At 53.1% G+C, this 25,268-nt stretch carries 19 protein-coding genes; 16 read left to right on the top strand and 3 right to left on the bottom strand.

Features of this window, described 5'->3' with window-relative positions:
- The first annotated feature begins 164 nt into the window (after positions 1–164).
- The 11 genes from RLO07_RS13030 to RLO07_RS12980 all read left to right on the top strand — a co-directional run bounded on the left by RLO07_RS13030 (position 165) and on the right by RLO07_RS12980 (position 15,731).
- Positions 165–1,286, top strand: coding sequence for a DUF3631 domain-containing protein (locus RLO07_RS13030; protein ID WP_462292565.1), 1,122 nt, complete (start codon positions 165–167; stop codon positions 1,284–1,286).
- A gap of 818 nt (positions 1,287–2,104) precedes the next feature.
- Complete coding sequence (locus RLO07_RS13025; protein ID WP_462292564.1) at positions 2,105–2,308, top strand: hypothetical protein; 204 nt, start codon at positions 2,105–2,107, stop codon at positions 2,306–2,308.
- Positions 2,309–2,562: 254 nt separating this feature from the next.
- On the top strand, positions 2,563–3,060 hold the full coding sequence (gene radC, locus RLO07_RS13020; RefSeq protein WP_462292563.1) for a RadC family protein: 498 nt from the start codon (positions 2,563–2,565) through the stop codon (positions 3,058–3,060).
- A 28-nt stretch (positions 3,061–3,088) separates the two neighbouring features.
- On the top strand, positions 3,089–3,277 hold the full coding sequence (locus tag RLO07_RS13015; RefSeq protein ID WP_462292562.1) for a hypothetical protein: 189 nt from the start codon (positions 3,089–3,091) through the stop codon (positions 3,275–3,277).
- A gap of 635 nt (positions 3,278–3,912) precedes the next feature.
- Entirely contained in the window at positions 3,913–5,628 is a 1,716-nt protein-coding gene (locus tag RLO07_RS13010; protein ID WP_462292561.1) for a class I SAM-dependent DNA methyltransferase, read from the top strand.
- Entirely contained in the window at positions 5,618–7,096 is a 1,479-nt protein-coding gene (locus tag RLO07_RS13005) for a restriction endonuclease subunit S (protein ID WP_462292560.1), read from the top strand. The genes RLO07_RS13010 and RLO07_RS13005 overlap by 11 nt, the downstream gene beginning before the upstream one ends.
- A complete protein-coding gene (locus RLO07_RS13000; RefSeq protein ID WP_462292559.1) occupies positions 7,065–8,270 on the top strand; it encodes a DUF4268 domain-containing protein in 1,206 nt (401 codons plus the stop codon). Before RLO07_RS13005 ends, RLO07_RS13000 begins: the two co-directional genes overlap by 32 nt.
- Positions 8,263–9,276, top strand: a complete 1,014-nt coding sequence (rhuM, locus tag RLO07_RS12995) for a RhuM family protein (protein ID WP_462292558.1) — start codon at positions 8,263–8,265, stop codon at positions 9,274–9,276. The genes RLO07_RS13000 and rhuM overlap by 8 nt, the downstream gene beginning before the upstream one ends.
- 3 nt (positions 9,277–9,279) lie before the next feature.
- Complete coding sequence (locus tag RLO07_RS12990; protein ID WP_462292557.1) at positions 9,280–12,426, top strand: type I restriction endonuclease subunit R; 3,147 nt, start codon at positions 9,280–9,282, stop codon at positions 12,424–12,426.
- Between the two features lie 80 nt (positions 12,427–12,506).
- Positions 12,507–12,926, top strand: a complete 420-nt coding sequence (locus tag RLO07_RS12985) for a hypothetical protein (protein WP_462292556.1) — start codon at positions 12,507–12,509, stop codon at positions 12,924–12,926.
- Between the two features lie 315 nt (positions 12,927–13,241).
- Positions 13,242–15,731: an RNA-binding domain-containing protein gene (locus RLO07_RS12980; RefSeq protein ID WP_462292555.1), complete on the top strand. Its 2,490-nt coding sequence runs from the start codon at positions 13,242–13,244 to the stop codon at positions 15,729–15,731.
- Between the two features lie 1,087 nt (positions 15,732–16,818).
- Here the strand turns inward: RLO07_RS12980 and RLO07_RS12975 are convergent.
- The 3 genes from RLO07_RS12975 to RLO07_RS12965 are packed head-to-tail and all read right to left on the bottom strand — an operon-like array spanning position 16,819 to position 19,656.
- The gene (locus RLO07_RS12975; RefSeq protein WP_462292554.1) at positions 16,819–17,367 is read right to left on the bottom strand and encodes an ATP-binding protein; all 549 of its coding nucleotides are present in this window, start codon (positions 17,365–17,367) and stop codon (positions 16,819–16,821) included.
- Positions 17,364–18,902, bottom strand: a complete 1,539-nt coding sequence (locus tag RLO07_RS12970) for a GNAT family N-acetyltransferase (RefSeq protein WP_462292553.1) — start codon at positions 18,900–18,902, stop codon at positions 17,364–17,366. The genes RLO07_RS12975 and RLO07_RS12970 overlap by 4 nt, the downstream gene beginning before the upstream one ends.
- The gene (locus tag RLO07_RS12965; RefSeq protein WP_462292552.1) at positions 18,877–19,656 is read right to left on the bottom strand and encodes a helix-turn-helix domain-containing protein; all 780 of its coding nucleotides are present in this window, start codon (positions 19,654–19,656) and stop codon (positions 18,877–18,879) included. Before RLO07_RS12965 ends, RLO07_RS12970 begins: the two co-directional genes overlap by 26 nt.
- 547 nt (positions 19,657–20,203) lie before the next feature.
- On the opposite strand from RLO07_RS12965, the gene RLO07_RS12960 reads away from it, so the two are divergent.
- From RLO07_RS12960 to RLO07_RS12940, 5 genes are all read left to right on the top strand, one after another.
- Positions 20,204–20,842, top strand: coding sequence for a hypothetical protein (locus RLO07_RS12960; RefSeq protein ID WP_462292551.1), 639 nt, complete (start codon positions 20,204–20,206; stop codon positions 20,840–20,842).
- 470 nt (positions 20,843–21,312) lie between these two features.
- Positions 21,313–21,798, top strand: coding sequence for a hypothetical protein (locus RLO07_RS12955; protein WP_462292550.1), 486 nt, complete (start codon positions 21,313–21,315; stop codon positions 21,796–21,798).
- 250 nt (positions 21,799–22,048) lie between these two features.
- Positions 22,049–22,969: a CsgG/HfaB family protein gene (locus RLO07_RS12950; RefSeq protein WP_462292549.1), complete on the top strand. Its 921-nt coding sequence runs from the start codon at positions 22,049–22,051 to the stop codon at positions 22,967–22,969.
- 367 nt (positions 22,970–23,336) lie between these two features.
- On the top strand, positions 23,337–23,711 hold the full coding sequence (locus tag RLO07_RS12945) for a DUF4810 domain-containing protein (RefSeq protein WP_462292548.1): 375 nt from the start codon (positions 23,337–23,339) through the stop codon (positions 23,709–23,711).
- Complete coding sequence (locus RLO07_RS12940; RefSeq protein WP_462292547.1) at positions 23,698–24,384, top strand: GNA1162 family protein; 687 nt, start codon at positions 23,698–23,700, stop codon at positions 24,382–24,384. The genes RLO07_RS12945 and RLO07_RS12940 overlap by 14 nt, the downstream gene beginning before the upstream one ends.
- The last annotated feature ends 884 nt before the right edge of the window (positions 24,385–25,268 follow it).

Below are 25,268 nucleotides of genomic sequence, written 5' to 3'. Positions count from 1 at the left end.
TTGCAATCGACGCTGACGGCACGCTCCGACCGCATATAGCTGTCTACCACTTCATGTGCTGGAATCATTCACTAACGGCACCTACTGCTTAAGGATAGAAAATGCCCGTGACAACTACGCTATGTGCGAAATACGATCAAGCATCTATCGAGGAGATTGATGCCGTGGACGAATCCAATCAAACCCAGGCCTTTCCGAAAGTACTGAAGACGGTCAGCGCTCCGCTCGATGCTGTCACTCAAGCATTTGTGACGGCCCCTCCCGAACCGGCGACGCAAATGGTCGAGCTGATCGACCGGCATTGCGTGATCACAGATCTGGAGATAGATGCCATGGTCTTGTGGATTCTCGCGAGCTACGCCATGGACGATTTCCGGGTCTTCCCAAAACTGGCACTGATCAGCCCAGAGAAGCGGTGTGGAAAGACCACCACGATGGAAGTGGTAGGGTCGATGGCGAAGGACAGCCTGATTGTATCGAACATGTCGGCAGCCACCATCTATCGACTAGCCGAGCAGAAGCAGTACACCCTGCTCATCGATGAGACAGACACCTTCCTGAAAAACGGTGACGCAGAGATCAATGGTCTGATCAATTCCAGCCATACGAAATCTGCCGCCAAGGTGACCCGGTGCGTGGGGGACAGCCATGAAGCCAAGGTCTTCAGTACCTGGATGCCCATGGTGCTGGCCTCCATCGGCGTGCTTGCCGACACGTTAATGGACCGCAGTATCACCATTAACCTCCGTCGGAAGAAGTCCCATGAGCATACGGACCGGGTGCCTGCCGACCTGAACGAGTGCAATGAGCCACTGCGTCAGTCCATCTCGGCTTGGGTAGAAGCCAACCGCGCTGCAATGCGGAGCAAGTGTGTGGACGTTCCGAATATCGGCAATGACCGCGCGGGAGACAATTGGGAGCCTCTCTTCGCAGTTGCCGCTCTATTGGGAGGATCCTGGCCTGGCCGCTGTGAGAAGGCGTTCCGGGAGCTCACGGTCGTGGAGGAGCCAGAACAGCAGACGCTTCTCCTGCGTGATATCCAACAGTATTTCTTGCGATCAGGGAGCCCCCGAGTCACCTCGAAGGACCTCTGTGAGGCGCTGACCAGTGATGAAGACGGCCCCTGGAAAACTTGCAGCAACGGCAAGCCCATCACGCCACACCTGGTAGGCAAGCTCCTGCGCCCTTATGGAATCAAGCCAAAAACCATCCGGGTCGGCAACGCCACTCCTCGCGGATATGAGAAAGCGCAGCTGGAGGATGCGTTCGAGCGCTACCTGAGCTGACGCAGCTAGCGTCACCGCTGCATGCTGCTGTCCGTGGCCATCATGGCCTCGGCGGCAGCTCCATGCCCCTCCTGGGGAAAATAACCGCAACACCGCAACAAGCTAGTAACCACGCGGTTCTCCGAACGTTTGATCCGCAACATGCTTGAAACAGGGTCTGTCTTTCTGAAGGTTTGCTTCGTGCTGTGTGGCAGGCTCGTTGCGGCCATTGAAATCGTAACTCATTGATAATTTGGAAATGTTTCGTTGTTTCGGGTTTTTGACCAGATAGAGCTTCCCCACCGGCGACCCGGTGGCGCGGGGCGCAGCCCAAAGCGCCAACCGGAGGCGACGGTGGGTGGGTCATAAAAACACTCAAAAATAAGGGTGTAGGTTGCTCTGGAGCCAAACCGATACAAAGCCGATGTTCTCCTGGCAATGCCAATGAAGTTGTGACCTGGGCAACCAATACTGTTCAAAAAACATCCAACTGTTCGGACTGGTTTCCCTGGGATTCGAAGAGGCCGTCAGATTTTTCCACCGATGTTCTCCCGATGTTCTAACTCAGCGGAATTGCCCAGATCCTACTATGTAGAGCCGATGTTCTAATTGCCCCAACCCGAAGCCATAAGGCAAATTTGCTCAGCTGCCTACGACCCCAGTACTGAAGGTTTCGACGCCTGTCTCCGAGATATCCCCCCCGGGGGTAAGCCAGTACCGATAAAGAGGACGACCACCCCCGGTGCCTTTTACCCTGCGTCGTTACGCGTCCACCACCCGGTTCCGCTCCGCGGACGGTGTGGCGAACGCCATACCATCCCTACTCAGGAGCTACCAACATGTTCACAGCCATCGGCAACTTCTTCACCGCACTCGCTACCCTCTTCAACGCCCTCAACCGTGGTGCCTCTGCCCTGGACCACTGCGCCAAGTGGGCCGAGTGTGAAGCCGCAGACTTCGAGGCCCGTACCCAGCTGGAGCGCACAGCACGACTTGAACAGCTGCAGTTCGAGCTGAAATCCCTGCCTCGACTGACCTCATGACTCGCCTCCTGCCTTCGGGCAGGTTTTTTTCGGCTACACACCGACACATCCACACACAGAGATAGTCTCCGCTAACCCTCTTTTGTTCATTGGTTTCATCTGTTGTTGCCTCGCTGCTTATTTGCGCTCCGCGCGGGGAATGGGAGCGACAGACGGCCTGGCGGCCTTCCTGTCTGCTCCATTTCCCGCGCAGCTACCGACCAATCACAGGTCTGGTCTGCGCTCTCGACTGCATTGAAGCCAGGAGCGACATCATGACCACCCATCAAACCAGTGAACTAAACTTCCCCCTCACCTACGACATGGACTTCAAGGAGAGGGAGCAGGCCACCATCCAGGAAGCCCTGATGATCCTCGAATCCCGGATCCGGGACTCTGATGCCTACACCAACCCTCGTGACGTAAAGGCCTTCTGCCGCCTGCAGATCGCCAACGAGCGCGACGAGTACTTCGTCTGCATGTTCCTCGATAGCCAGCACCGCATGATCGCCTTCGAGCGCATGTTCCGGGGTACGGTTGACGGTGCTGCCGTCTACCCCAGGGTAGTCCTGCGGCGGTCCCTTGAACTCAACGCAGCGGCCGTCATCTTCACCCACAACCATCCTTCAGGCGTTGCCGAGCCCAGTGAGGCAGACCTGAGAATCACCAACCGCCTGAAGGAGGCTCTCGCTCATGTCGATGTCCGGGTCCTGGACCACGTCATCGTGAGCACTGAGGGCGTCTACTCCATGGCCGAACATGGCCGTATCTGAAACCTCCCCACGAAGAAGGAACTACTCCATGAACACAAAGGATAAGCTCGCATTTCTGATCAGCAGCCTGATCATCATGCTGGTGCTCCTCATCACGGCAGAGGAAGGGCCTGTAGGTCTGATTCTCTGCGCCCCGGTTGCTCTGTACTGGCTGTACCGCTACTTCAACAAGGACATCAGCTTTATTGGCCGGAACTCCGATCAAGGAGAGCCATAGCCAGCAACACCTACACATAATGAGGACTGTACCGGCAACGGTGCGGTCCTCTTTTTTTTCTGGCTTGGAAGCGAGTTCAAGAATAATGATGTCGCAGAATGACCATAAAACGGGATTATTCGCAGTGCCTCCGGCACTGTCCGCTGACGCCGCATAATCAGTTCTATGGATAAATCTGCTTGGCCGTTTATGGCGGCGCGACCGCCTCCGTGCTCCCGGCGCTGCGCTCGGCATCGTCGGTCAGTCTCGCCGCCTCTCTGCACCTCGCTACGGCCAGGGCCGTCGCGCTCGGTGCAGCCTCGGCGTCTCGCCCTCCCTCCTCAACCGATCTGGCTTGGGGCACTTTGCGGCAGCGCCACCAAAGTAGGAGGTGGGTCTCGCCCTTCTTCCTGCCTGAAAACACGACCTGTCTATCCACACAGCACTGCACTGCCATGTCGATTGCCGTAGATTGCTGATCGGAGAGGGTTTGGGGCTTTCTGAGCACCTGGATTCGCCGCTCCGCATCATGGGGCGCACGTTGTGCTTTTCCATGGCTTCAATTGATGGGTATAGTCCTACCCATCCCACGGGCACCGGCCAGGGTGGCGGGTTATGCCCGGCAAGCCAGGAACAACAAGATCCAAGGGGAACCGATGAGCAACACCGAACAGCAATTCCTGAAGGAACTCGACGACAAGCTCTGGAAGGCCGCCGACAAGCTGCGCTCCAACCTGGACGCCGCCAACTACAAGCATGTGGTGTTGGGCCTGATCTTCCTGAAGTACGTCTCCGATGCCTTTGAGGAGCGGCAGGAGGCTTTGCTGGAGCTATTCAAGACCGACAGCGATGGCAACATCTACTACCTGCCTCGCGACGACTACGACAGCGAAGAAGACTACCAGCAGGCCCTGCAAGATGAACTGGAGGTGCTGGACTACTATCGCGAAGCCAATGTGTTCTGGGTACCCAAGGCCGCCCGCTGGAACACCCTCAAGGAAAAGGCCGTGCTGCCCGTTGGTACTGTCCTCTGGCAGGACGATGCAGGCAGTGACGTAAAGCTGCGCTCGGTTTCCTGGCTTGTGGACAACGCCTTGGAGGAAATCGAGAAGAGCAACGCCCGGCTCAAGGGAATCCTTAACCGCATAAGCCAGTATCAGTTGGAGAACGACAAGCTGCTGGGGCTTATCAACACCTTCTCCGATACCTCCTTCACCAAGCCGGTGTATGGAGGCGAACGGCTGAGACTGCACAGTAAGGATGTGCTTGGCCATGTGTACGAGTACTTCCTGGGTCAGTTCGCCCTGGCCGAGGGCAAGCAGGGCGGCCAGTACTACACCCCCAAGAGCATCGTCACCCTGATCGTGGAAATGCTGGAGCCCTATTCAGGCCGCGTCTACGACCCGGCCATGGGTTCTGGGGGGTTTTTTGTATCCTCGGACAAGTTCATTGAGGAGCACGCCAAGGAGCAACATTACGACCCCGCCGAGCAGAAGAAGCACATCTCAGTCTACGGCCAGGAATCCAACCCCACCACCTGGAAGCTGGCCGCCATGAACATGGCCATTCGCGGCATCGACTTCAACTTCGGCAAGAAGAACGCGGACACCTTCCTGGACGATCAGCACCCGGACCTGCGTGCCGACTTCGTGATGGCCAACCCGCCCTTCAACACCAAGGACTGGTGGAGCGAATCCCTGGCCGAGGATGCCCGCTGGAAGTACGGCACACCACCCAAGGGCAACGCCAACTTCGCCTGGATGCAGCACATGCTGCACCACCTGGCGCCCACGGGCAGCATGGCTCTGTTGCTGGCCAACGGCTCCATGAGTTCCAACACGAACAACGAAGGCGATATCCGCAAGCGCCTAGTGGAGGAAGATCTGGTCGAGTGTATGGTGGCCCTGCCGGGGCAGCTGTTCACCAACACTCAAATCCCGGCCTGCATCTGGTTTCTGGCCCGGGACAAGGCCAATGGCGTGGTACGCAATGAGAAGAAGCGCGACCGTCGAAAGGAGTTCCTGTTTATCGATGCCCGCAACTTGGGCTATATGCGGGATCGGGTACTGCGGGACTTCACCAATGCAGACATCGCCAGGATCGCCGACACCTTCCACGCCTGGCAGCGGGGCGAAGCCTACGAGGATGTTGCTGGCTTCTGCAAGTCCGTCAGTCTGGATGAGATCGAGAAGCACGACTTTGTCCTGACCCCGGGGCGCTATGTGGGTGCACAGGAGCAGGAAGACGATGGTGAGCCATTCGCCGAGAAGATGGCGCGGTTGACTGAGCAGCTGCGGGAGCAGTTTGCAGAGAGTGAGCGGCTGGAGGCCGAGATCAGGCGGAATCTTGAGGGGCTGGGATATGAGTGTTGAGTGGCCCACAGTGCGCCTTGGTGACCATGTCGACTCTTGTTTGGGCAAGATGCTAGATAAGAAGAAAAACAAAGGCACAGAACAGCCATACCTCGGGAACAGTAATGTTCGGTGGGGAAGTTTCGAGCTTTTGGATCTTGCTCAAATGAAATTTGAGCCAGGGGAGCAGGAAAGATATGGCGTTAAAGCCGGTGATCTAATTGTCTGCGAAGGTGGTGAACCGGGGCGTTGTGCAATATGGAACGAAGAACTTCCGGATATGAAAATCCAGAAGGCTTTGCATCGAATCAGGTCGAAATCGTCGTTAGAGAATCGATTCCTATTCTACTGGTTTCTACATGCGGGAAAGCACCGATTGCTTGAGCCTTATTTCACCGGAACGACGATAAAGCACTTAACTGGCAGGGCTTTAAATAATTTGGAGATTCCATTTCCGCCGCTAAGCCATCAAAGGTATGTCGCTGAAGTTTTGGGGAGTCTTGACGACAAAATACGACTCAACCAGAAGATCAACAGCACCCTCGAACAGATGGCCCAAGCCATTTTCAAAAGCTGGTTTGTAGACTTCGATCCCGTCAAGGCCAAGATCGCAGCCAAGGAGCGTTGGCTGGCGATGCAGCCCATGGCAGAATCCGCTTCTCCCGTCTGCTATGCGGGCGAAGCAGAGACACTGCCTGACCTTGAGACCTACATGAACCTGGCCGCCATGCAGGCCATCTCAGGCAAGGACGAGGAGGCACTGGCATCTCTACAGCAAGAGCAGCCGGAGCAGTATGCGGAGCTCTGTGAGACAGCGGCGCTGTTTCCGTCGACGATGCAGGATAGTGAGTTGGGGGAGATTCCGGAGGGGTGGACTGCTGGCGCCCTTGCTGACGTTGTTAACCTTAATAGGCAATCCTGGACAAGGCGCACAATCCCACCTGAAATCAAATATGTAGACTTGGCAAATACGAAGAACGGAGTAATTGAGAGCATCGCGACTTACCGCTCCGAAGATGCGCCTAGCCGAGCAAGACGCATACTTTCTGACGGCGATACGATTGTTGGCACGGTGCGCCCGGGCAATTGCTCATTTGCGTTCATAAAACGGCCCCAAAAGTCATTAACGGGCAGCACGGGATTTGCTGTTTTGTCTCCAAATCAGGAGGATCTGGCTGAGTTCGTCTACATCACCGCGACCTCAGACGAGTCAATTAACCACTTAGCCCATCTAGCGGATGGTGGCGCATACCCGGCAGTGCGCCCTGAGGTCGTAGTTAACTTACCTTGTGTTCTACCATGTGAGCGTTTGATAGCTCGCTTCCACACGAGAGTGCGATCCTTTTTCGACCTAGCTGTAGTTAATAGGTCGGATTCATCAATCCTTTCAGAGCTGCGCGACAGCTTGCTCCCCAAGCTCCTGTCCGGCGAACTCCGAGTAACAGATACTGGGGAGATTGTGGAGACTGAGGACGTGGTTAGTGTTTAAGATCGACTCCGCCGCCAACCGCATAAGCCCTCTGCAAGCCAAGCGCTTCAGCGATCTGGGTTTCACCGAGCGCAAGCACCTACAGGAGTGGCTGGAGAATACCCCGCAAGCCCTGGCCCAGGGTGAAGGTGATGAGCTGCTGATTATCCAGAAGGAGTTCGATGGTTTCGATGATACCCGCGAGCGTTTGGATCTCCTGGCAATCGACAAGGAAGGCAGCTTGGTTATCATTGAGAACAAGCTCGATGATACCGGGCGCGATGTTGTCTGGCAGGCACTGAAGTACGCGGGATACTGCGCCAACCTGAGTAAGTCGCAGGTAGTCGACATCTATCAGCGTTACCTGAACCAGAAAGCGCAGGAGACCGGCAAGCCTGCCGCCAGCGCTGAGGAAAACCTGGTCGAGTTTCTGGAGGTGGATGGGCTGGAAGCGGCACAGATCAACCGGATTATGACCCAGCGCCTTATTCTGGTCGCCGCCCGCTACCGCAAGGAGGTGACCAACACGGTGCTTTGGCTCAGCCAGTTCGGTATCGCCTGTAAGTGTTTCAAGGTTACGCCCTACCAGTCTGGGGAGGAGCTGTTCCTGAATGTGGAGCAGATTATCCCTACGCCGGAGTCCACCGAGTTCATGATCGGCATGGTGGCCAAGGAGGCTGAGGAGAAAAGTGCCGATACCGAGCAGAAGCATCGCCACACGCTGCGCCTGGCTTTCTGGGAGCAGGCGCTGGAGGCCTTCAGCCAAAGCAGCTGCACGCTGTACAACAATATCAGCCCGGCGAAGGACCACTGGCTCAGCGCTGGGTCGGGTATCAGCGGTATGCCGTACCAGCTCATATTTGGAAAACACGAGGTTCGAGTAGGCTTGAGCCTGCAGAATAGCCAGGCAGAGGCAAACACCTTTGTATTTGACCAGCTGCTTGTGCGCAAACCGGAGATAGAGGCTTGCCTTGGTCATGAGCTGGACTGGTTGCCGTTACCGAACAAAAAGGCCTGCCGTATTCAGTACGCCAAGGCGGTGGATGGTTACGACAAGGCCAACTGGCCTGAGATTATCCATTGGATGATCGAGCACATGACGAAACTCGAAGGCGCTCTGAGTAATCACCTGAAGACCATCAATCAGCAGCTCAAGCAGACCTCCTTCGATGCAGTCGAGGTTTCAGGTGACTGAGCTTCAGGTACAGCTGTTCACTTCTAAGGATGGGCAGGCCGAGCTTGAGGTTGCTCTGGAAGATGATACCGTGTGGCTCAGTCAGGCACAGATGGGTCAGCTGTTCGATACCACACCCGAAAACGTCCTGATGCACCTGCGGAACATCTTCAAAAGTAAGGAGCTCGTGGAGCAGGCAACCACTAAGAATTTCTTAGTAGTTCGCCAGGAGGGGGCGAGGCAGGTTCGCCGCCGCATCAAGCATTACAATCTGGATGCCATTATCTCTGTGGGTTACCGGGTCAGCTCCGGGCGAGCAACCCAGTTCAGGCAATGGGCCACCCGCACCCTGAAAGACCACCTGGTCCACGGCTATACCCTCAACCAGCGTCGCCTCGCGGAGCGGGGTGTCGAGTTCGAGCAGGCCCTGGATCTCCTGAGTCGTACCCTTGCCAATCAGGGACTGGTTTCTGCGGAAGGCGAAGTCGTGGCTCGGGTCATCAGCGACTATGCCCGCTCTTGGAGCCTGCTGCAGGGGTATGACGAGCAGCAGCTGGCCGAGATCGGCATCAAGCAACCCGATATGCGCGCGCTGTTGCTGGATGAATCGCTGGCCGCCATCTCGGAACTCAAGCAGACGCTGATCGCCAAGGGTGAGGCCACGGAGCTATTCGGCCAGATGCGTGGTGATGGGCTGGCCTCCGCACTGGCTACTATTGAGCAGGGCTTCGGGGACGAGCTGTTCTACCCCAACGTGGCCAGCCGGGCCGCGCATCTGCTGTACTTCGTGATCAAGAACCATCCGCTGGCCGACGGCAACAAGCGCTGCGGCTCCTTCCTGTTCCTGTGGTACCTGCGCCGCAACCAGGGGTTGCTGGCGAAGCCAGTAGAGCAGTTGATCAACGACAATACCCTGGTGGCCCTGGCCCTGTTGGTGGCGGAGAGCCTGCCGGACCAGAAAATCCTGGTGATCCGGCTGATTGAACACTTCATCCTGCTGCGGGAGCCAGCGGTGGACAAGGACTGAGGCATGACTGAAGACCAACTGGAACAGCTCTGCCTGGAATGGTTTGCCGACAGCGGCTGGGAAATTGCCCATGGGCTTGACCTGGCGCCTGACGGCCCAGCGCCAGAGCGGGCGGATTACCGGCAGGTATTGCTGCTGGCAGACCTGGAAGCCGCCATCCGCCGTATCAACCCTCACCTGCCAGACAGCGCCGTCGAGCAGGTACTGGCCCAGGTGCGCAAGCCAGAGAGTCTGGATAAGGTTGTCAGCAACCGCGCCTTCCACCGCCTGCTGTTGGACGGTGTGGCTGTCGAGTACAAGCGAGACGACGAGGTGGTGCACGATCACGCCTTCCTGATCGACTTCGGCCATCTTGAGGCCAACCGTTTCCGCGCTATCAACCAGTTCACCCTGGAAGGCAGCAAGCAGCTGCGCCGCCCCGACATACTCGCCTTCATCAACGGCCTGCCCCTGGCTGTATTGGAGCTGAAGAGCCCCAAGGCGGAGAACGTGGATATCTGGGATGCCTTCAACCAGATTCAGACTTACAAGGATGAGGTGCCGGAGCTCTTTGCCTACAACGAGGCCCTGGTAGTCAGCGATGGCTACAACGCCCGGGTGGGTTCGCTAACGGCCAACCAGGAGCGCTTCATGCCCTGGCGCACCCTCAAGAGCGAGGACGACAAACCCCTGCTGGATTGGCAGCTGGAAACCGTGGTACGCGGCTTCTTCGACCGGGAGCTGTTTCTGGATTACATCCGCTACTTCGTGATCTTCGAAACGGACTCGGACAGGCTCATCAAGAAGATTGCCGGCTACCATCAGTTCCATGCCGTGCGCGAGGCGGTGCGGGCCACTGTGATTGCATCTGCACGCCCAGAAGGGGTTGAGGTCAAACGGGCAACCTACGGCGATGACGTGGTCCCCGGCAGTAAAAAGGCCGGGGTGGTCTGGCATACCCAGGGCTCCGGCAAGAGCATCTCCATGTGCTGCTACGCGGGCAAGTTGTTGCAGCAACCGGAGATGAATAACCCGACCCTGGTAGTGGTGACCGACCGCAACGACCTCGATGGTCAGCTGTTCGCCACTTTCACCGCCGCCCGGGACCTGCTGAAGCAGGAACCCGTGCAGGCCGAGGACCGGGATGCACTGCGCCGCCTGCTGGCGGAGAGGGAGTCAGGCGGCATCATCTTCACTACGGTGCAGAAGTTCGCTCTGGTGAATGAGGAAGCTGGTCACCCGATCCTGAATGACCGCCACAATATCGTGGTGATCTCCGATGAGGCGCACCGCAGCCAGTACGGGCTCAAAGCCACTCTCAAGAAGGACGGCACCTACGTCTTCGGCTACGCCAAGCACTTGCGCGATGCCCTGCCCAACGCTGCCTTTATTGGCTTTACCGGTACACCCATCGCCAGCGAGGACAAGGACACCCGCGCCGTGTTCGGGGACTACGTCTCCATCTACGACATCCAGGATGCGGTGGACGATGGCGCCACCGTACCCATCTACTACGAATCCCGCCTGGCCAAGCTGGACATAAACCGCGAAGCCATTGAAGAACTCTCGGAGCAAGTAGAGGAGGTCGTCGAGGATGAGGAAGACCTGGGCTCCCGCGAGCGGACCAAGGGCGAATGGAGCCGCCTGGAGAAACTGGTGGGTGCGGGTCCGCGGTTAACCGAAGTGGCGGAGGATCTGGTGCAGCACTTCGAGGCACGCACCGCCGTGATGGAAGGCAAGGCCATGATCGTGGCCATGAGCCGGGAGATCTGCGTCCACCTCTACAACGAGATCATCGCCTTGCGCCCAGACTGGCACGATCCGGATCCGGAGAAGGGCGGCATCAAGATCGTCATGACCGGCTCTGCCTCCGACAAGCCGCTGCTGCAACCGCATATCTACAACAAGCAAACCAGGAAGCGGCTGGAGAAACGCTTCAAGGATATCAATGATCCCCTCAAGCTGGTGATCGTGCGGGACATGTGGCTGACCGGCTTTGACGCCCCATGCTGCCATACCATGTATGTCGACAAGCCCATGAAGGGTCACAACCTCATGCAGGCTATCGCCCGGGTCAACCGCGTATTCAAGAACAAGCCAGGCGGCCTGGTGGTGGACTACATCGGCATCGCCAACGAGCTGAAGCAGGCCCTGAAAACCTATGCAGATTCCAAGGGCCGGGGTGAGCCCACGCACAGTACCGAGGAGGCCTTTGCCATCCTGCTGGAGAAGCTGGATATAATTCATGGCTTGTTCGCCAAGGGTCCCAAAGGGGAAGGTCTCGACTACAGTGGCTTTGAGACGCAAGCCAACCAACTGCTGATCCCCGCCGCCAACTACATTCTTGGTTTGGAGGACGGCAAGAAACGCTTCCTGGATACCGTATTGGCCATCAGCAAGGCCTACTCCCTATGCAGTACCCTGGACGAGGCACGGGCCTACCACAAGGAAATCGCCTTCCTTTCGGCAGTGAAGGCCGCCATCACCAAGCACACCAGCGTGGACAAGAAGCTGACCCAGGAAGACAAGAACTCCGCCCTGAAGCAGATCCTGGACAACGCCATTATCGCCGACGGTGTAACTGACGTGTTTGCCCTCTGCGGCCTGGACAAGCCCAACATCGGCCTGCTCTCCGACGAATTCCTGGAAGACGTGCGCCAGATGCCCTACAAGAACTTTGCCGTGGAGCTGCTGGAGAAACTGCTCAGGGACGATATTCGCTCCGCAACCCGCAACAACGTGGTCCAAGAAAAGAAGTACGGCGACCGGCTGCAGGAGACCCTGCGCAAGTACAACAACCGCGCCATCGAGACTGCCCAGGTGATCGAGGAGTTGATCGCCCTGGCCAAGCAGTTCCAGGCAGAACTGGAGCGGGATGCCGCCCTCGGCCTGAACCCGGACGAAGTGGCCTTCTACGACGCCCTGGCCAACAATGAGAGCGCGGTTCGGGAGCTGGGTGACGAGACCCTGAAGAAGATCGCTGTGGAGATCACCGAGAAGCTGCGACAGTCCACCACAGTCGACTGGCAGGTGCGCGAGAGTGTACGGGCCAAGCTGCGGATCCTGGTGCGCCGGACGCTACAGCGGTACAAGTATCCGCCGGATAAGGCGCAGGAAGCCATTGAGTTGGTGTTGCAGCAGGCGGAGGTTTTGTCGGGTCAGTGGTGTTAGATACACGCGGAGCGCAATCTGTTCAATTACGGTCTCAAAATCTTGCTTTAAGGGCTAGTTCATTTAGGAGATACCATAGAATGTTGTATGAGCTTTTCGTGCCAGTAGCTGTAGCATTTGTTGGCCTGTTTGGCGGGGCAATCGTAACCCTGAACCTTAGGTATGCCTCAAACAAAACTGAGGCTACGGAAGCATTGATAAATCTTGGCAAGAGTACATCGTTCTTAGTCTTCCGAGTTGTCCTAGTCGCTGCAACGCTGTATCTCACTTACGCTTTTTTTCTAGAGCTCACCGAGATCGAAGAAGTCACGCCCCAAATATTTGTGCAGCTAATTGTGATGGTTTTGACGCTCTCATTTACCTATCTAATTCTTGGGATGACTCTTCTTTTGTGGTTGATGCGTAAGATCGTAGATGCCCAAAAGAGTCACATTGAGTTAACAGTGAGGTCGATCAACGTCATTCACAAAATGCTGGACGGAAAAGATGAGTCAAAATGAGACGCAATTCTAATGGCCAGGATCGTACTTGGGTTGCGGGCGCCAATGGGCTGTTTATGACGCCTTTTATACTGCTTCGGGAACTGGTTGCTCTCCGGAGTATTTGGCGAAAATGTCCTGAGTTCTCCACCCAAGATTGCGTAAGAGTGGAATCTCGTGTTGCTCTGGAGTACCGAACAGATTTCTGTGTAGGTTCTAGAATTGTATGAGAGGTGATTTTTTCAATATGGATAAACAGTAGCGGGCGCTATGTCTGTTTGGCAGTTAAATTGCCGACAGCTATTGATTTCCACAATATGAGGACGCATTGCGACAATGGAAATTGAAAAGATGAAATTGGAGCTGTCACACTTGGTTGAATCTTCTGTGGTGAATGAAAGTGTGCTGATGAAGCTGGCACCAGAAGGAAGGTTTGTGCCCAAGGAGACAGAGCTTTGGGACTATAAGCAGGAATTCTCGCCCGGGAAGAGTGCTTACTTGAAACTAGTCAAGTACGTCGCCGGTTTTTACAACACTTTTGGCGGCTACATTGTGTTTGGAGTTGAAGAAATAGAAAAGGATCAGGTATTTGAGTGCTGTGGGATTCAGAGTGGAAACATTGACGTTCAGAAGCTAAGACGGATGGTGGCACAAATTTGCGGGCGTGCGATTGACGTAAGTTACTGCGAATTCGACGTCGACCTAGGTTCTGGTGATATTAGATTGGGGTTGCTGCACATACCCAAGAGGCCGACCGATCTCCATTCTGTGGCAATGGCATCTGACGGCCACGGTGAAGATGGCAAGCTAGTATTTTCTAAGAACTCAACATTCATGAGGCGACTTGATGAGTGTGTTCGAGCGGAGACACAATACGATTTTATGTTTCTCATGGGATCAAGGGATTTAGGTAGGGATGGTCCGCGTAGAAGAAGGGCAAAATATATTGTAAATAATCTTCCATCGCGGAGCTTTATTTGCCAAAACTTCGTGGGAAGATCGGAAATACTGCAGCAACTTTGGGCTTGGCTTGGAGATGACTTGGAGTCCGTGAAGGTCCTAGCTGGCGAGGGCGGCAAGGGTAAAACTTCGATTGCGTATGAGTTTGCTGCTCTCATTGCTGGGTCAGGGAATTCTGAGTTTGACCAAGTAATTTGGCTGACTGCAAAGCGAAAGCAGTTTAAGGCAAGGTTGAATGATTATTTGGAGAATCCTAGTCTTAATTTTTCAGATTACCATAGTTTTCTGAAAACCTTGTGCAACGCTGTAGGCGGTATGGCTGAAGGAGAAATGGAAGATGCGCCTCCAGAATACCTAAAGCGGCAAGCGAGAGAGGCGTTAAACATAATTCCTACTCTCTTGATTGTGGATGATGTTGACTCTACTGTCCCGGAGGATCAGAAGCGTATCCTTGAAACAGTAAGGGCAATCTCAAACTCTGGATCAAAGGTGTTGGTAACTACGAGGGCCAACATTACATATTCACAAGATATTTCGATATCCGTGCCGGGGCTTTTTGGCGAAGAATACAGTGAGCTAGTCGATCAACTTGCGCAGAGGCTTGAGATGAAGCAATTCTCGGCTAAAGACAAGGGGAAATTACAGCTCTCTTCTGAAGGATCGCCGCTCTATACGGAATCAATATTTCGCCTTTGTAAGCTCGGTTATGGCCTAGGTCAAGCGTTGAGTGACTGGAAGGGCGGTCAAGGCGAGGCCGTCCGTGATGCTGCTTTGAGGAGAGAAATAGAAGCGCTGACTATAGAAAGTCGCAAAGTGATATTTCTTTTAACGATAGTAGGATCTTGCTCAATTTCCGAGATTCGGGATTTTCTTGATCTTGAGCGGACTCAAGTTGATGATTGTATAACGGAGTTAGGTAGTCTATTCCTGTTACAAGAAGCTCCAATTATCGAGAACGAACCTCGATATGAGGTGGGCCGCTCAATCTCATCACTGATTCAGTCACATGGGGAGGCATTTTTACCAAATCAGTCTCGTTTTGAAAGGGAAATTAGAGAGCGTGCGAACGCATTCGAGCTGAATAGAAAAGGCACGAAACGTGAAGAAGTGGCTAAAGCGATTTCTCAATGTAACTCACTCGTAAGAGAGAAAAATTTCGATGATGCGGATAGGACGATAAAAAGCATTCTCCGACGCAGCAAGTACGCCAGGAATCCGGATCTCCTACTAATGCTCGGAAAAGTTAGTTACTTCAACCCAAGCGCGATTCCTGCAGATGCAAAGCGGAAATTCTTTGACGCGTTTCATGCAGGCCAGAGAAAGGAGTTACTTTTCGATCTTTGGTATGAAACAGAAAAGTTGGATAATTCAGTCGCAGGAGCAATGGAGGTTTGTGACTACGCGATTCGAGACGGCAAATATACTACCACTCTTTGGTATAGGCGTGCAGCGGAGTCTCGACTCGAGCTGTCCAGTACGGTGAGTGGTTTTAATCGATTCGTAACCCTGTTGGTCGAAGCCCATGAAAATATATCACGCGCATTGAGATTCTCACCTGTGAATTATCGCGAAGAACTGAAAGACATGTCGAAGGAAATCGTCGACTCTCTTTGGCGCCGATCAGAAGCTCATCACGAGTATGAGATAGCGTTTAGAACTCTCGATAATGCGGTACAGGCAGGTGATATACGATCTTCCAATTTCACGAGAATGGGTCAGGCCCTAGGAAACTTGAGGCGACAGGGCGAAAATGATCTTAAGGTCCTAGAGGCCATTATGAAGCGTCGCCTCGATGATCTGCATGAGCAAGGGAGGTCAGACTTAGTTGGCGAAATCGAAGATATTCTTAGCGGTATTGCCCAATAGTTGATCCCGAGTTTGAGGCCGTGCGGATCGCCAGTAGCCTTCGTGTGGCGATGAGTACAAAATGCGCTCGTTATACAGAGGTGTAGGTATCGGGATTGATTGGAGTTTTCAATCCTTATTCATACGAACCATGAAAGTGGCGTGCTTAGTAAATGCGATCTCTGTACCATGTTGAGGAGAAAGAGTACATGATGATTGGGAGCCTGGACACGGGACAAAATATAGTGTCCTTCGGGAACGGTCTTTCCGCGGAGTTTGGGAGGCGCGGCGAGGAGACGGTCTTGTCCCATCGGAACGGTTTATGGTGGTCTAGCCTTTCTGTCGCGCACCGGGTCCTACTCTCCCAAAGAACTTAGAAGGGAGTTGATCCAGTTGGTGAGCAAGAATAGAACAAGGGACGTTGCCCCCGTCATCATGGGCCTATCGAAGCATCTAGTGATGAACTGTACTGGCAGGGGTCTGTCAGAGTCTCAAAGTTGACCATGTGGACCCTGAGGCAGCCACAGGATACCGGGACAAGCTGCTGGAGTTTCCGAAGAACCCCAAGAAGGGGAAGGAGTGCCGGGGGAAGATCGGGCCAGAGCTGGTGGCAATGGAGATACCGGAAAGCGACGGATTGGCACCAAAGGCAATGAACAATCACATGGTGCACCTGAGCACATTGCGGGCTTGGCTGGTGCGGAAGCAGTAAGCCGCTCACAATCCTTTCGAGGGGCTCGGTGTGGCCGCAGTGGAGAAGAATTACACCCCTCTGGAGTCGGAGGACCTAGACGTAATCTTCAGGCGTCCGCTGTACACCCCTGAGTCCGGGTACTTCCGTAACCGTGCGGCAACAGCAGGTAAGTGGTGACCGCTACCGCTGGCGCTCTACACTGGAGCCAGAGCAGGCGCAAGAAGCGGTTGAGCTGGTGCTACAGCAGGCGGAGGTGTTGTCGAGTGCATGGTGCAATTAGGTCTATGGGTATGCCCGTTTATGCTAGCACCATTCTTGGGCGAGGCGCAGATACATGGAAGCTATATTTCAAAAATTGATTCTCCTAGCTGCCAGTTACCATGTTGATAGTAGCATTGCTCGTAAACATCAATGCTACAACCAAAGGAGGCTGCGGATGTGGGAAATGAAAGTTTTACAATCACCAGGAGTTGCTTCAAGAAAACCGATGCCCAAATCAGAGGCTAGATCTCTAGCATGTTGCTTGGATCGCTGCTGGTGGAGGAACAAGGTTTTGGCAGGTAGCTGTGGTCTGCTTCTGTTAGCATCTCCCGCTCTATGTTGTGATATTTTGATGGGGTCTGCTTCAAGATGAACTATCAAATTCACTTCTAAATCCGCAAACACCTGACTGGGTATTAACGTAATACCTTTTTCACTGTCAATGATGACATGACCGTCCAGGACGACAAGAGCCGCTTCGGAGTCTCGCGCCTGAGCGAAGCCATGGATCAACAATCTTTGGTTTTCTTCGAGGTCGGCGTGCCTGAGTTCTTCTCGGCTGTTATCAGGAGTGGCTCTCGCAGTCGCAATTAGACTGCCGGCTGTAAGATGCTGGAACTGAATCTCTTTTGCTGCATTTCTGAGGAACGTGGTTTTTCCTACGCCCGAAATCCCTGTTACCGCAACTACAGTCTGTTTCATACTTGAAATTCTAGATTTGAACGTTTTACGAGCTTCACCAGAAAATCATGTCTTAACTCGTAAATAGACTGTTGTGGATGTCCGCTAACAACACCAATATCCCGAAGCTCATCTAGAGAGATCGGTGGCTTGATGTAGGCTACCAGAAGATAATTTATGACCTTAACCGGACGCTCTTCCGAAGCCCTCCACGCGTCCAGTTCCTTTTCACTGTAGACTGATCGACCCCCTGTCAGGAGCATCAAATGCTTCGTGGACTTAGCCAGCATGACGCTCTCGAGAATACCTAGCGCTGTCATTGCTTGAGAAGGGAGTTCTTTTGATGCACCTTTGTAAAAAAAGAGGATAGAGCCTGGTGGCCCCAGACTCGATTGAGCGCGACATAAATATACTTTTCGGATTGTGTTGCCCGGCAGAGACGGGGCCTCAGTATTTGAAGCGTCCGAGAAAAGATCAGGTTGACGTGGGTTCCAAAGATCCGGGTAAAGTGTGTCGTGGTAGCTTTCCTTGATGGGAATTCCAAATCCTCTAACGGTGTTGTCGACTAGAAATTTCGGATAGTTTTTCCGCGCAAGAGTGAAGAGGCAAATATCTTCACTGCGTCGAAGTGCATTTATGGAGAAGCTTCGTTCATAAATGTATTCGCCATTTAGATTCCTGCCTGCATTTGTAAAGCCATAAAATTCAAGCAGGTCCATGAGCGCTGTTTGATCTGCATAAGCCGTAAGGTAAGCAAGATTATAGCTGTTGGTCTGTGCGTACCATAGTACTTGCTTTAGCAGAAGTTCTCCTAGCTTTACACCTCGCTTCTCTGGCGATACCTTGAACGTACAGATCTTCAGAACCTTTCCGGCTTTCGACACCGCATCTGTATCGTGCCCATTCTCATCTTTTCGAACTACCAGGCCCGCAAGTGTATTGTCATCGTAGACTACCCAGCATGATCGGTGCTCTTTCACGCATTTTTTCGCCCACCAGGAATCGAATTCGGGATAACCTTCGCGTAAGCTATTGAAGAATCCATCGCTATGATTAATCTCGTGCGCCATAACCTCGGCGACATGACGAATCGGTACTTCCTTAGGTTCGTAGGTTTGGATGAGAAGATCGGCAGCGTCTCCCACGAACAACACACGTCGTCCCAGCTCCGCACAACGTCTCTGAGCGCGCTGATGTAAGCCTTTGTCTTGAGTAACAAGAAAGTCCGCGGCTCCGCTCTCCAGAGCGTTTAGAAGTGTTGCGTCAACGACGTCATTTGGCTTCCTTAGTGCGCCATACTTGTCGGCCAACTCGGGTTCTGTCAAGCCGTGTCTCTTCTTGAGGACGCGGTACTTTCTAATTTTGCTTAACGAAATAATCCGGCGTTGGGGATTTGGGTCCCGCTTAATGTCTTCGGCAGCGACTTCGTGGACGAATATATCAACTTTATGGGCTGAGGCCAGATTAAAGAATCTTGCGTATGCTGCCTCGACCTGGTGGTGGTCCTCAAGCCCGATTAGGATATTCGTATCAATGAGATACGACTGCTGGCTCATCTTGTAGTGCCTTTCTAAAATCGCGCTTGGCATAGAGGAAGGATTGGGGTGGCTCAAATCCAAACCTCTCTCTTAATTCGGCGAGGGGAAGCGGTCGAGTAAATGCTCTTACATCTTCAAAGAGAAGAGCAAAACCGTGGTCGACGCCTTCAAAATACTTCTCAAAATTCGCTCGTTCGATCGAAGCCGTTCTTTTGAAGTTCTTCCAAATTTGCGAGACAGGTAGTTTCAGCACATCTTGAATCGCTGCCATGCCAACCATCGCTTTGACTGGAGATGTCGAATATATGTACGCGGTTGAGCCGGAAGGTGCGGACAGCGGAAAGCGGCGGCGGAGTTCGACTGTTTTCTCACCTTTCAATATTTTCTTCGAGTATTCCGGCTTGATCGATAAAACAATATCTCGCTGGGCTTTAAGTGGCTCGTTTCCTAGAAGTGGCAGAACAAGTTGATAGTCGTGCTCCCACTCAACGTCGAGCGTTTTACAAAGTCTTAGGGACAAGGGTAGATTAGTTGGAAAATGGACGTTCAATCTCAGCGAGGCACCTAGCGCGGCAACGTATCGTTGAGCCGTCGTAAGGTAGATTTCACCGCCTGCTTCAATCTGGGAGATCGCTGTGCGTTGGACATTCATGCGCCGGGCAATCTGGTCTCGCGTGAGTCCCGCCAAGAGACGTAGCCGCCGCAACTCAGCTCCGACTCTTTGTGCATCATCCGTAGACATAACAGTTTTGGCCCCGTAGATATCGTTCAAACACGCTTTGCATGTATGCCCTAGGTGCTAGAAAAATCAAAGGGTCATAGTATTGCTCTTGGCAAAGAATTCCTACTGTCCCGTACAGAATTTATACAGTAGGGGTAGGTCGGAGACAGATTTGGCGGCGATCAACGCCTGCGCCCGCGTAGGCTCCAGGCCCTGTTCCAAGCGACGGAGCAAGGTGAACGGCGCGGTACAGGGATTGCTTGACGGACCAGTTGAAGGCCGCAGTCTGGGAGTGGTTCTCGGTGTTCAATTCGGCTGTCCTTGTCTGGTTTCACGTTCCGGGCCAGATCATACACAGCAGGGGTTGGAGTGTCGCGCATGGGGTGTCTGGGGCTGCCATTGCAGCTGGGCCAGGGGGCTCGACCTGGGTTGAGGACTTCCGCTAACTCTCATAGTAAGGAGGGTATACTATGTTCCCATCTCTATGGGTTCCATGCAGCCCCCGCTTCCGCTGCGCTGCGCGGCGTCTGAATGGAACTTGGGCCAGCACGGTGGCGGGCCAAGAGACCTTACGCAACCCTGGGTGGGGCATATGCGCTTGAGATTGTACGACGACGTTCCTGAAGAGCTCCGAGGGTTTGCGGAGGCTTTCACGAAGTGGGCCATTACCTTGAAGGAGTTTGGCCTGGTCCCAGGTGCCATTTTCGAAACCTGCACCATTGAGGACCCAGTCAGAGCAGCTAGGCAGGAGTCCATTGTCACTTGGCGAACCAACACCGACTTGGTTCGCGCCAGGCATCTTCTCCAGACTGAAACCAATGAAGGCCGGTTCAGCCATGGACTTTCAATCATGCAGGGCCACCAACCTTCCAAAGGTTCGATGACGACCGCTGGCTATCTCTGGGAAGCCCAACACGATACTGAACTTGTGGCAGCTCTGTTGATGGTGGGGTCCCTGTTCCCTCGGCTCGATAGCTCCCGGAAACATTACCCTAAGGAAAACTGGCCGCCGATGAAACTGGTTCGGGAAAGCCAGGACTCCATGCTGCATCTAATCCGAGATCGACTTCCCGAGTTTGAAAGTTGGCCGAGGCTATGCACCGATGTGCTCCCTGTACGCACCGAGGATTTCTGGTATCGAGTGGATGATACCTACTCATTGTGGCGCCTTCTGGCCGAGGAGCACGCCCGGCTTCATTGCCGCTTCAGGGTGCTGAAGGTGGAGTTTACAGGATAGAGGGCGAGGGTGTGGTCGCGTGCTACATCGGTCAGTAGATCCGGCGCGACCCTCCCCGGCTGCCGCCGGGAGGGTCGCGCACAGGACGGTATACGCAAGAAGTGGGAAGTACTTAGGAGCTCATGACAACTTGGATGAATGTGTAGCTCATCACGACTCCGAATGTGGACAGTATGGCGACGTCGCAACACTTGAACAGAAACATCATTTTGGGGTTTGTAAGAAACTTCTTTACCATGGCTGGCCTCTGCCTCATTAACTGTGTGGTGTAAGTTAGGTTATAGAAGACCAGGTGCATTTTCTGAGTTGGTTGACATTACGGTACGTAGATCTCTACCGGCGCTCGACGAACGATGGTATCCTCGTCCTGCAGGGCATTTAGGTGCCCCGCAGGATTCGAACCCTTAAAGTAACCCCTTAGTGACGGTACATCTGTCGGTACTTGAGGCGAGCCAAAAAGCAAGAAACTCTTGAAAAACAAGAGGTTAACGGTACTTTTCGGGCGGTCTCACACCGACCATATCCCCCTGGTGCTTACCGGTCACATAGGTAACATGCAGGGATCGACCGTGTACGGTTCGAGTCAATTTAACACCGATCGTTCTCAGTTTAATCTGTCCGCGGTCAGCGAGTACAGTCGGGCGTCGAGCCTGGCAGCAATTCCCGGAAACTATATTGGCAATACGCGAGGAGTAGATACATTTTCCATTACCAGCAGGGGAGCTATTTCTGGCCGTTCGGGGGATGGTTGTACTGATGCCGGTCAGGTAAGCCAGATTAACCCGGGGAAAAATCTCTACCGCATAAACATGGATATCGGGCGTTGCGCGGATCTAAACGGCAATTACAGTGGGCTTGCCGCTCTCGCGGACGATGGTCAACGGAGAAACGCAATGTTGATTGTGATGATTTCGGGGGCGGAGTACATCATCAGTGATGTGTTGGATAGACGATGAGCCGGCGCCATCTTATGAGACGTAAGTCAAACTTGGGTTGCTTTGACTTACGGGCTCCACTCGATAGCATTAGCGGAGTTCTGTCCGAATGCAAGTGGTGGACAAACCATGGACTAGCTGCGGTTCCGATGTTCCAATCCGAATGAGACCCTGCTACTAAGAATAAGACCTTGGGGAAATATTATTTTTCGCATCAACAATCAAATATTTGGATTCCGAAATGTCACGATTACTATCGCGTAGGTGGGTGGTGGCGGCAGCCGCATGTCTGTTTGTATCGGTCTCTGCAGTTGGAGCTGATAATCCTGGCAATATAGTTGACAGTACCGAGACTTCCGGTTCCGAAGAGTCAGGGTCTGAAATAAGGTTAAAGCGAAAAATTGCGATTGCCCGTTTCACCAACGAGACCAGGTCCGGAACTACCTTTTTGGTCGACAACTCTGGAGACCGAATTGGAAAGCAGGCATCAGACATACTGAGTGCGCGACTGGCAGAGACCAATAATTTCCTAATGTTTGAGCGGATTGACTCAGACAAAACGAGTCAAGAGCAAATGCTTGCGGGACTGCAAGAGTCGGGCGTATCGGTAGACTATTTGATTGTTGGTTCTGTCAGCGAATTTGGACGATCCACTGAAAGCGACACCGGTGTATTTTCCCGGAAGAGAATTCAGAAGGCCTATGCAAAGGTAAACGTGCGGTTGGTTGATGTCGGTACTGGAAGAATTATTTACGCCTCAGAAGGTGCCGGTGAAGCAATGTCTGAAGCCAAAAAAGTCATGGGAGTCGGATCAAGTGCAGGATTCGATCAGAGTCTAACTGATCGAGCAATCTCTGCAGCTATCTCACAGCTGACCAGCAATCTTGTTGAGAACATGACATCGAGTCCTTGGAAGTCGTACCTTCTGGCAGAGGATCAAGGGATTTACATAATGGCCGGTGGTTCAAGCCAGGGAATAAAGCCTGGTACCGAACTTTTTCTCTATGAGCAAGGCAGGCAAATCAAAAACCCCCAAACCGGCACGCTGATTACGCTCCCCGGGGAAAAGGTCGGCCGCCTCGACGTTATTGAATCCGTCGGCGAGGATGAGTTTAGTGAAGTCAGCTATGTCACCTTGAGAGGTTCGCAGCTTAGCAAGCCACTTGATTCTTATTACATTTCCGATAAGTAGGCCACTCAATGAATTATCGAATCCTATGTGTGTTTATGGCGATTTTCCTGGCCGGGTGTGGAGGTCAGGTACAGAGAGAAACAGGGATTGAAGCGCAGTCACTTTTGATCATCAAGTCTGAAAAATTGATTGGGAGTACAGTTCAAATTGATGACACGTTCTCTCGAATTGTCCAACGGAGTGATCTCACGCCTTACGAGACGGGAGTCTGGGGTGTCAAGGATAGGGAAGACGAAGGATTGGACATAATGACAATAAAGGTCGAGCCAGGCGAGCGACGTATACAAGTCTCCGATAGTGGAAAGGTGCTGATAAACAAGAAAATGTATTTTTCAAATGGTCAGCAGAGAATTTTGAGGGTCCGTCGATGAAAGCTTTACTCCTCACAATTTTTCTCGTTCCTCTAACGCTTTTGGTAGGCTGTTCCACGGTCACTGAAGCAGGTTATTACTGGGGAAACTACTCTTCAACTCTCTATGCATACACGAAATCTCCGTCTGACGTTACTCAGTTGGCACATATCGAGACATTACAGGATATTGTTGATAAATCTAATGAAAAAGGATTAAGGGTGCCCCCTGGAATTTTTGCTGAACTTGGCTATTTGTCCTCCAAGAGGAACGAAGTCGGCCTTGCCATAGCCTACTATGACGAAGAAGCAAGACTATACCCCGAATCAAAGATTTTGCTAGAGAGGCTGATAGCTTCATCTAATAGGGAGTCTGGCAATGAAGATAACTAGGATTGCCGGAGCTTTGCTCGCGCTCATTTTTCTGTCGGCCTGTGCTGGGCCAACCCTTACGAAAAGAGATGCTTTTCCCTCAATGTATGGAACGAATAAGCCACTCTCAATGGTCGTTGTTCCGGCGATAAATGAAACTACCGCAGCCGACGCGGGTGATCTTCTGAATGTCACCGTGGCGCAGCCTTTTGCCAACCATGGCTATTATGTGATGCCTGTTTCTATTGTTGCCGATATTTTCCGTGGAGAAGGCGTCATCGACGGTACCCAGATGAAGGGAGTTCAGACTTCAATATTCAAAGACAGTTTTGGAGACGACTCCGTACTTTTCCTCACGATTAATAAATGGGAAACCAACTATATAGTGATCGGCGGTAACGTCACTGTTGGAATCGAGTATGTGCTGTTGTCAACCGAGACAAATGAAGTGCTTTGGTCATATCAACAGAACCTGGTTATCGATACTGGCAGCTCCTCAGGAAACATTCTTGTTGACATAGTGGCAACGGCAATCAGTACCGCCGCTACGGATTACGTTCCTATCGCAGCCCAGGTCCATGTTAACGCCGTGAACGCAATGCCATACGGAGCTTATCACCCGCAGACGGGACTCGATGGCGATTTAAAAAGCGTTAACCAGCGCGCTCAACAGGGTGCTCTTGCTGAGGATTAGTGGTTGTCGCTCGTGCTGAGACTATAAATCGCATAGAAATTTTTCTATGCGGATTCTATGAGTATGCTTGTAGCATCGCGCATACAATAGTGCTTCGTGGCGGAAGCCTGCAGCAACTGGGAGTGGATGAGGCAAAGCCTACGGCTGCCTGTGGCATTGGTGAGTTAAGCGATCATACCTGGGGTCATGCGGCGTACACCTTGCGGCTGCCTTGTTGGAATATTGAAGACAGGCAACGCGACAAACTTAAGGCGTTCGTTCATCGTTTTACGCTCTTTCTACGGCATTTGGTTAATGGTTTAAACCATGTCTCCGGTATATGCTTTAAGCTATGTCTCAGGCACTACATAATGGCTTCGGCTCATATTTACGGTGACTCAGTGAAACGCGCTGGGAGCGGCTCAGAGTTTTCGCTGCTTTTTTTACCAGACTGTAAGGAAATTGGGCAGATCACCGCACTTGAATACATTGATCGCTATAAGACTGGTTGTCTGGCTATGGCCTCACAACAGGAGCCGTGCGTGATAGTAGACAGCTTGATCGATTGGGGTCTATGTCAGTGAATAAGGCTGACGACTCACAATTGCCATTGTTTGAGTTCGACTCAGGGGATTGGCCTGATCCATCACCCTTGCCTTTTGAGCCAAGTGGAGAGGCGACTTCTTTTAGTAAATACATCGTCTATGTAGATGAAAGCGGAGATCACAGCCTCCAGAGTATCGATGAAAATTATCCCATTTTTGGGTAGTGTCCCGTCAAGTGGTGTAATTCCGGTCTCCAGATTTTTCATGTCAGGCAGCCTCAGGTCGATCCAGTAGACTTGCCTGGTCCTCGGTACTCAGCACGCGTGCCAGCGTCTCTTGGCTCATGTAGCGGCGCGTCAC

The organism is Haliea sp. (assembly GCF_040221975.1).
Taxonomy (GTDB): Bacteria; Pseudomonadota; Gammaproteobacteria; order Pseudomonadales; family Halieaceae; genus Haliea.
Note: the sequence above shows the minus strand (reverse complement) of the source record. Positions and strands in the feature narration are given on the sequence as shown.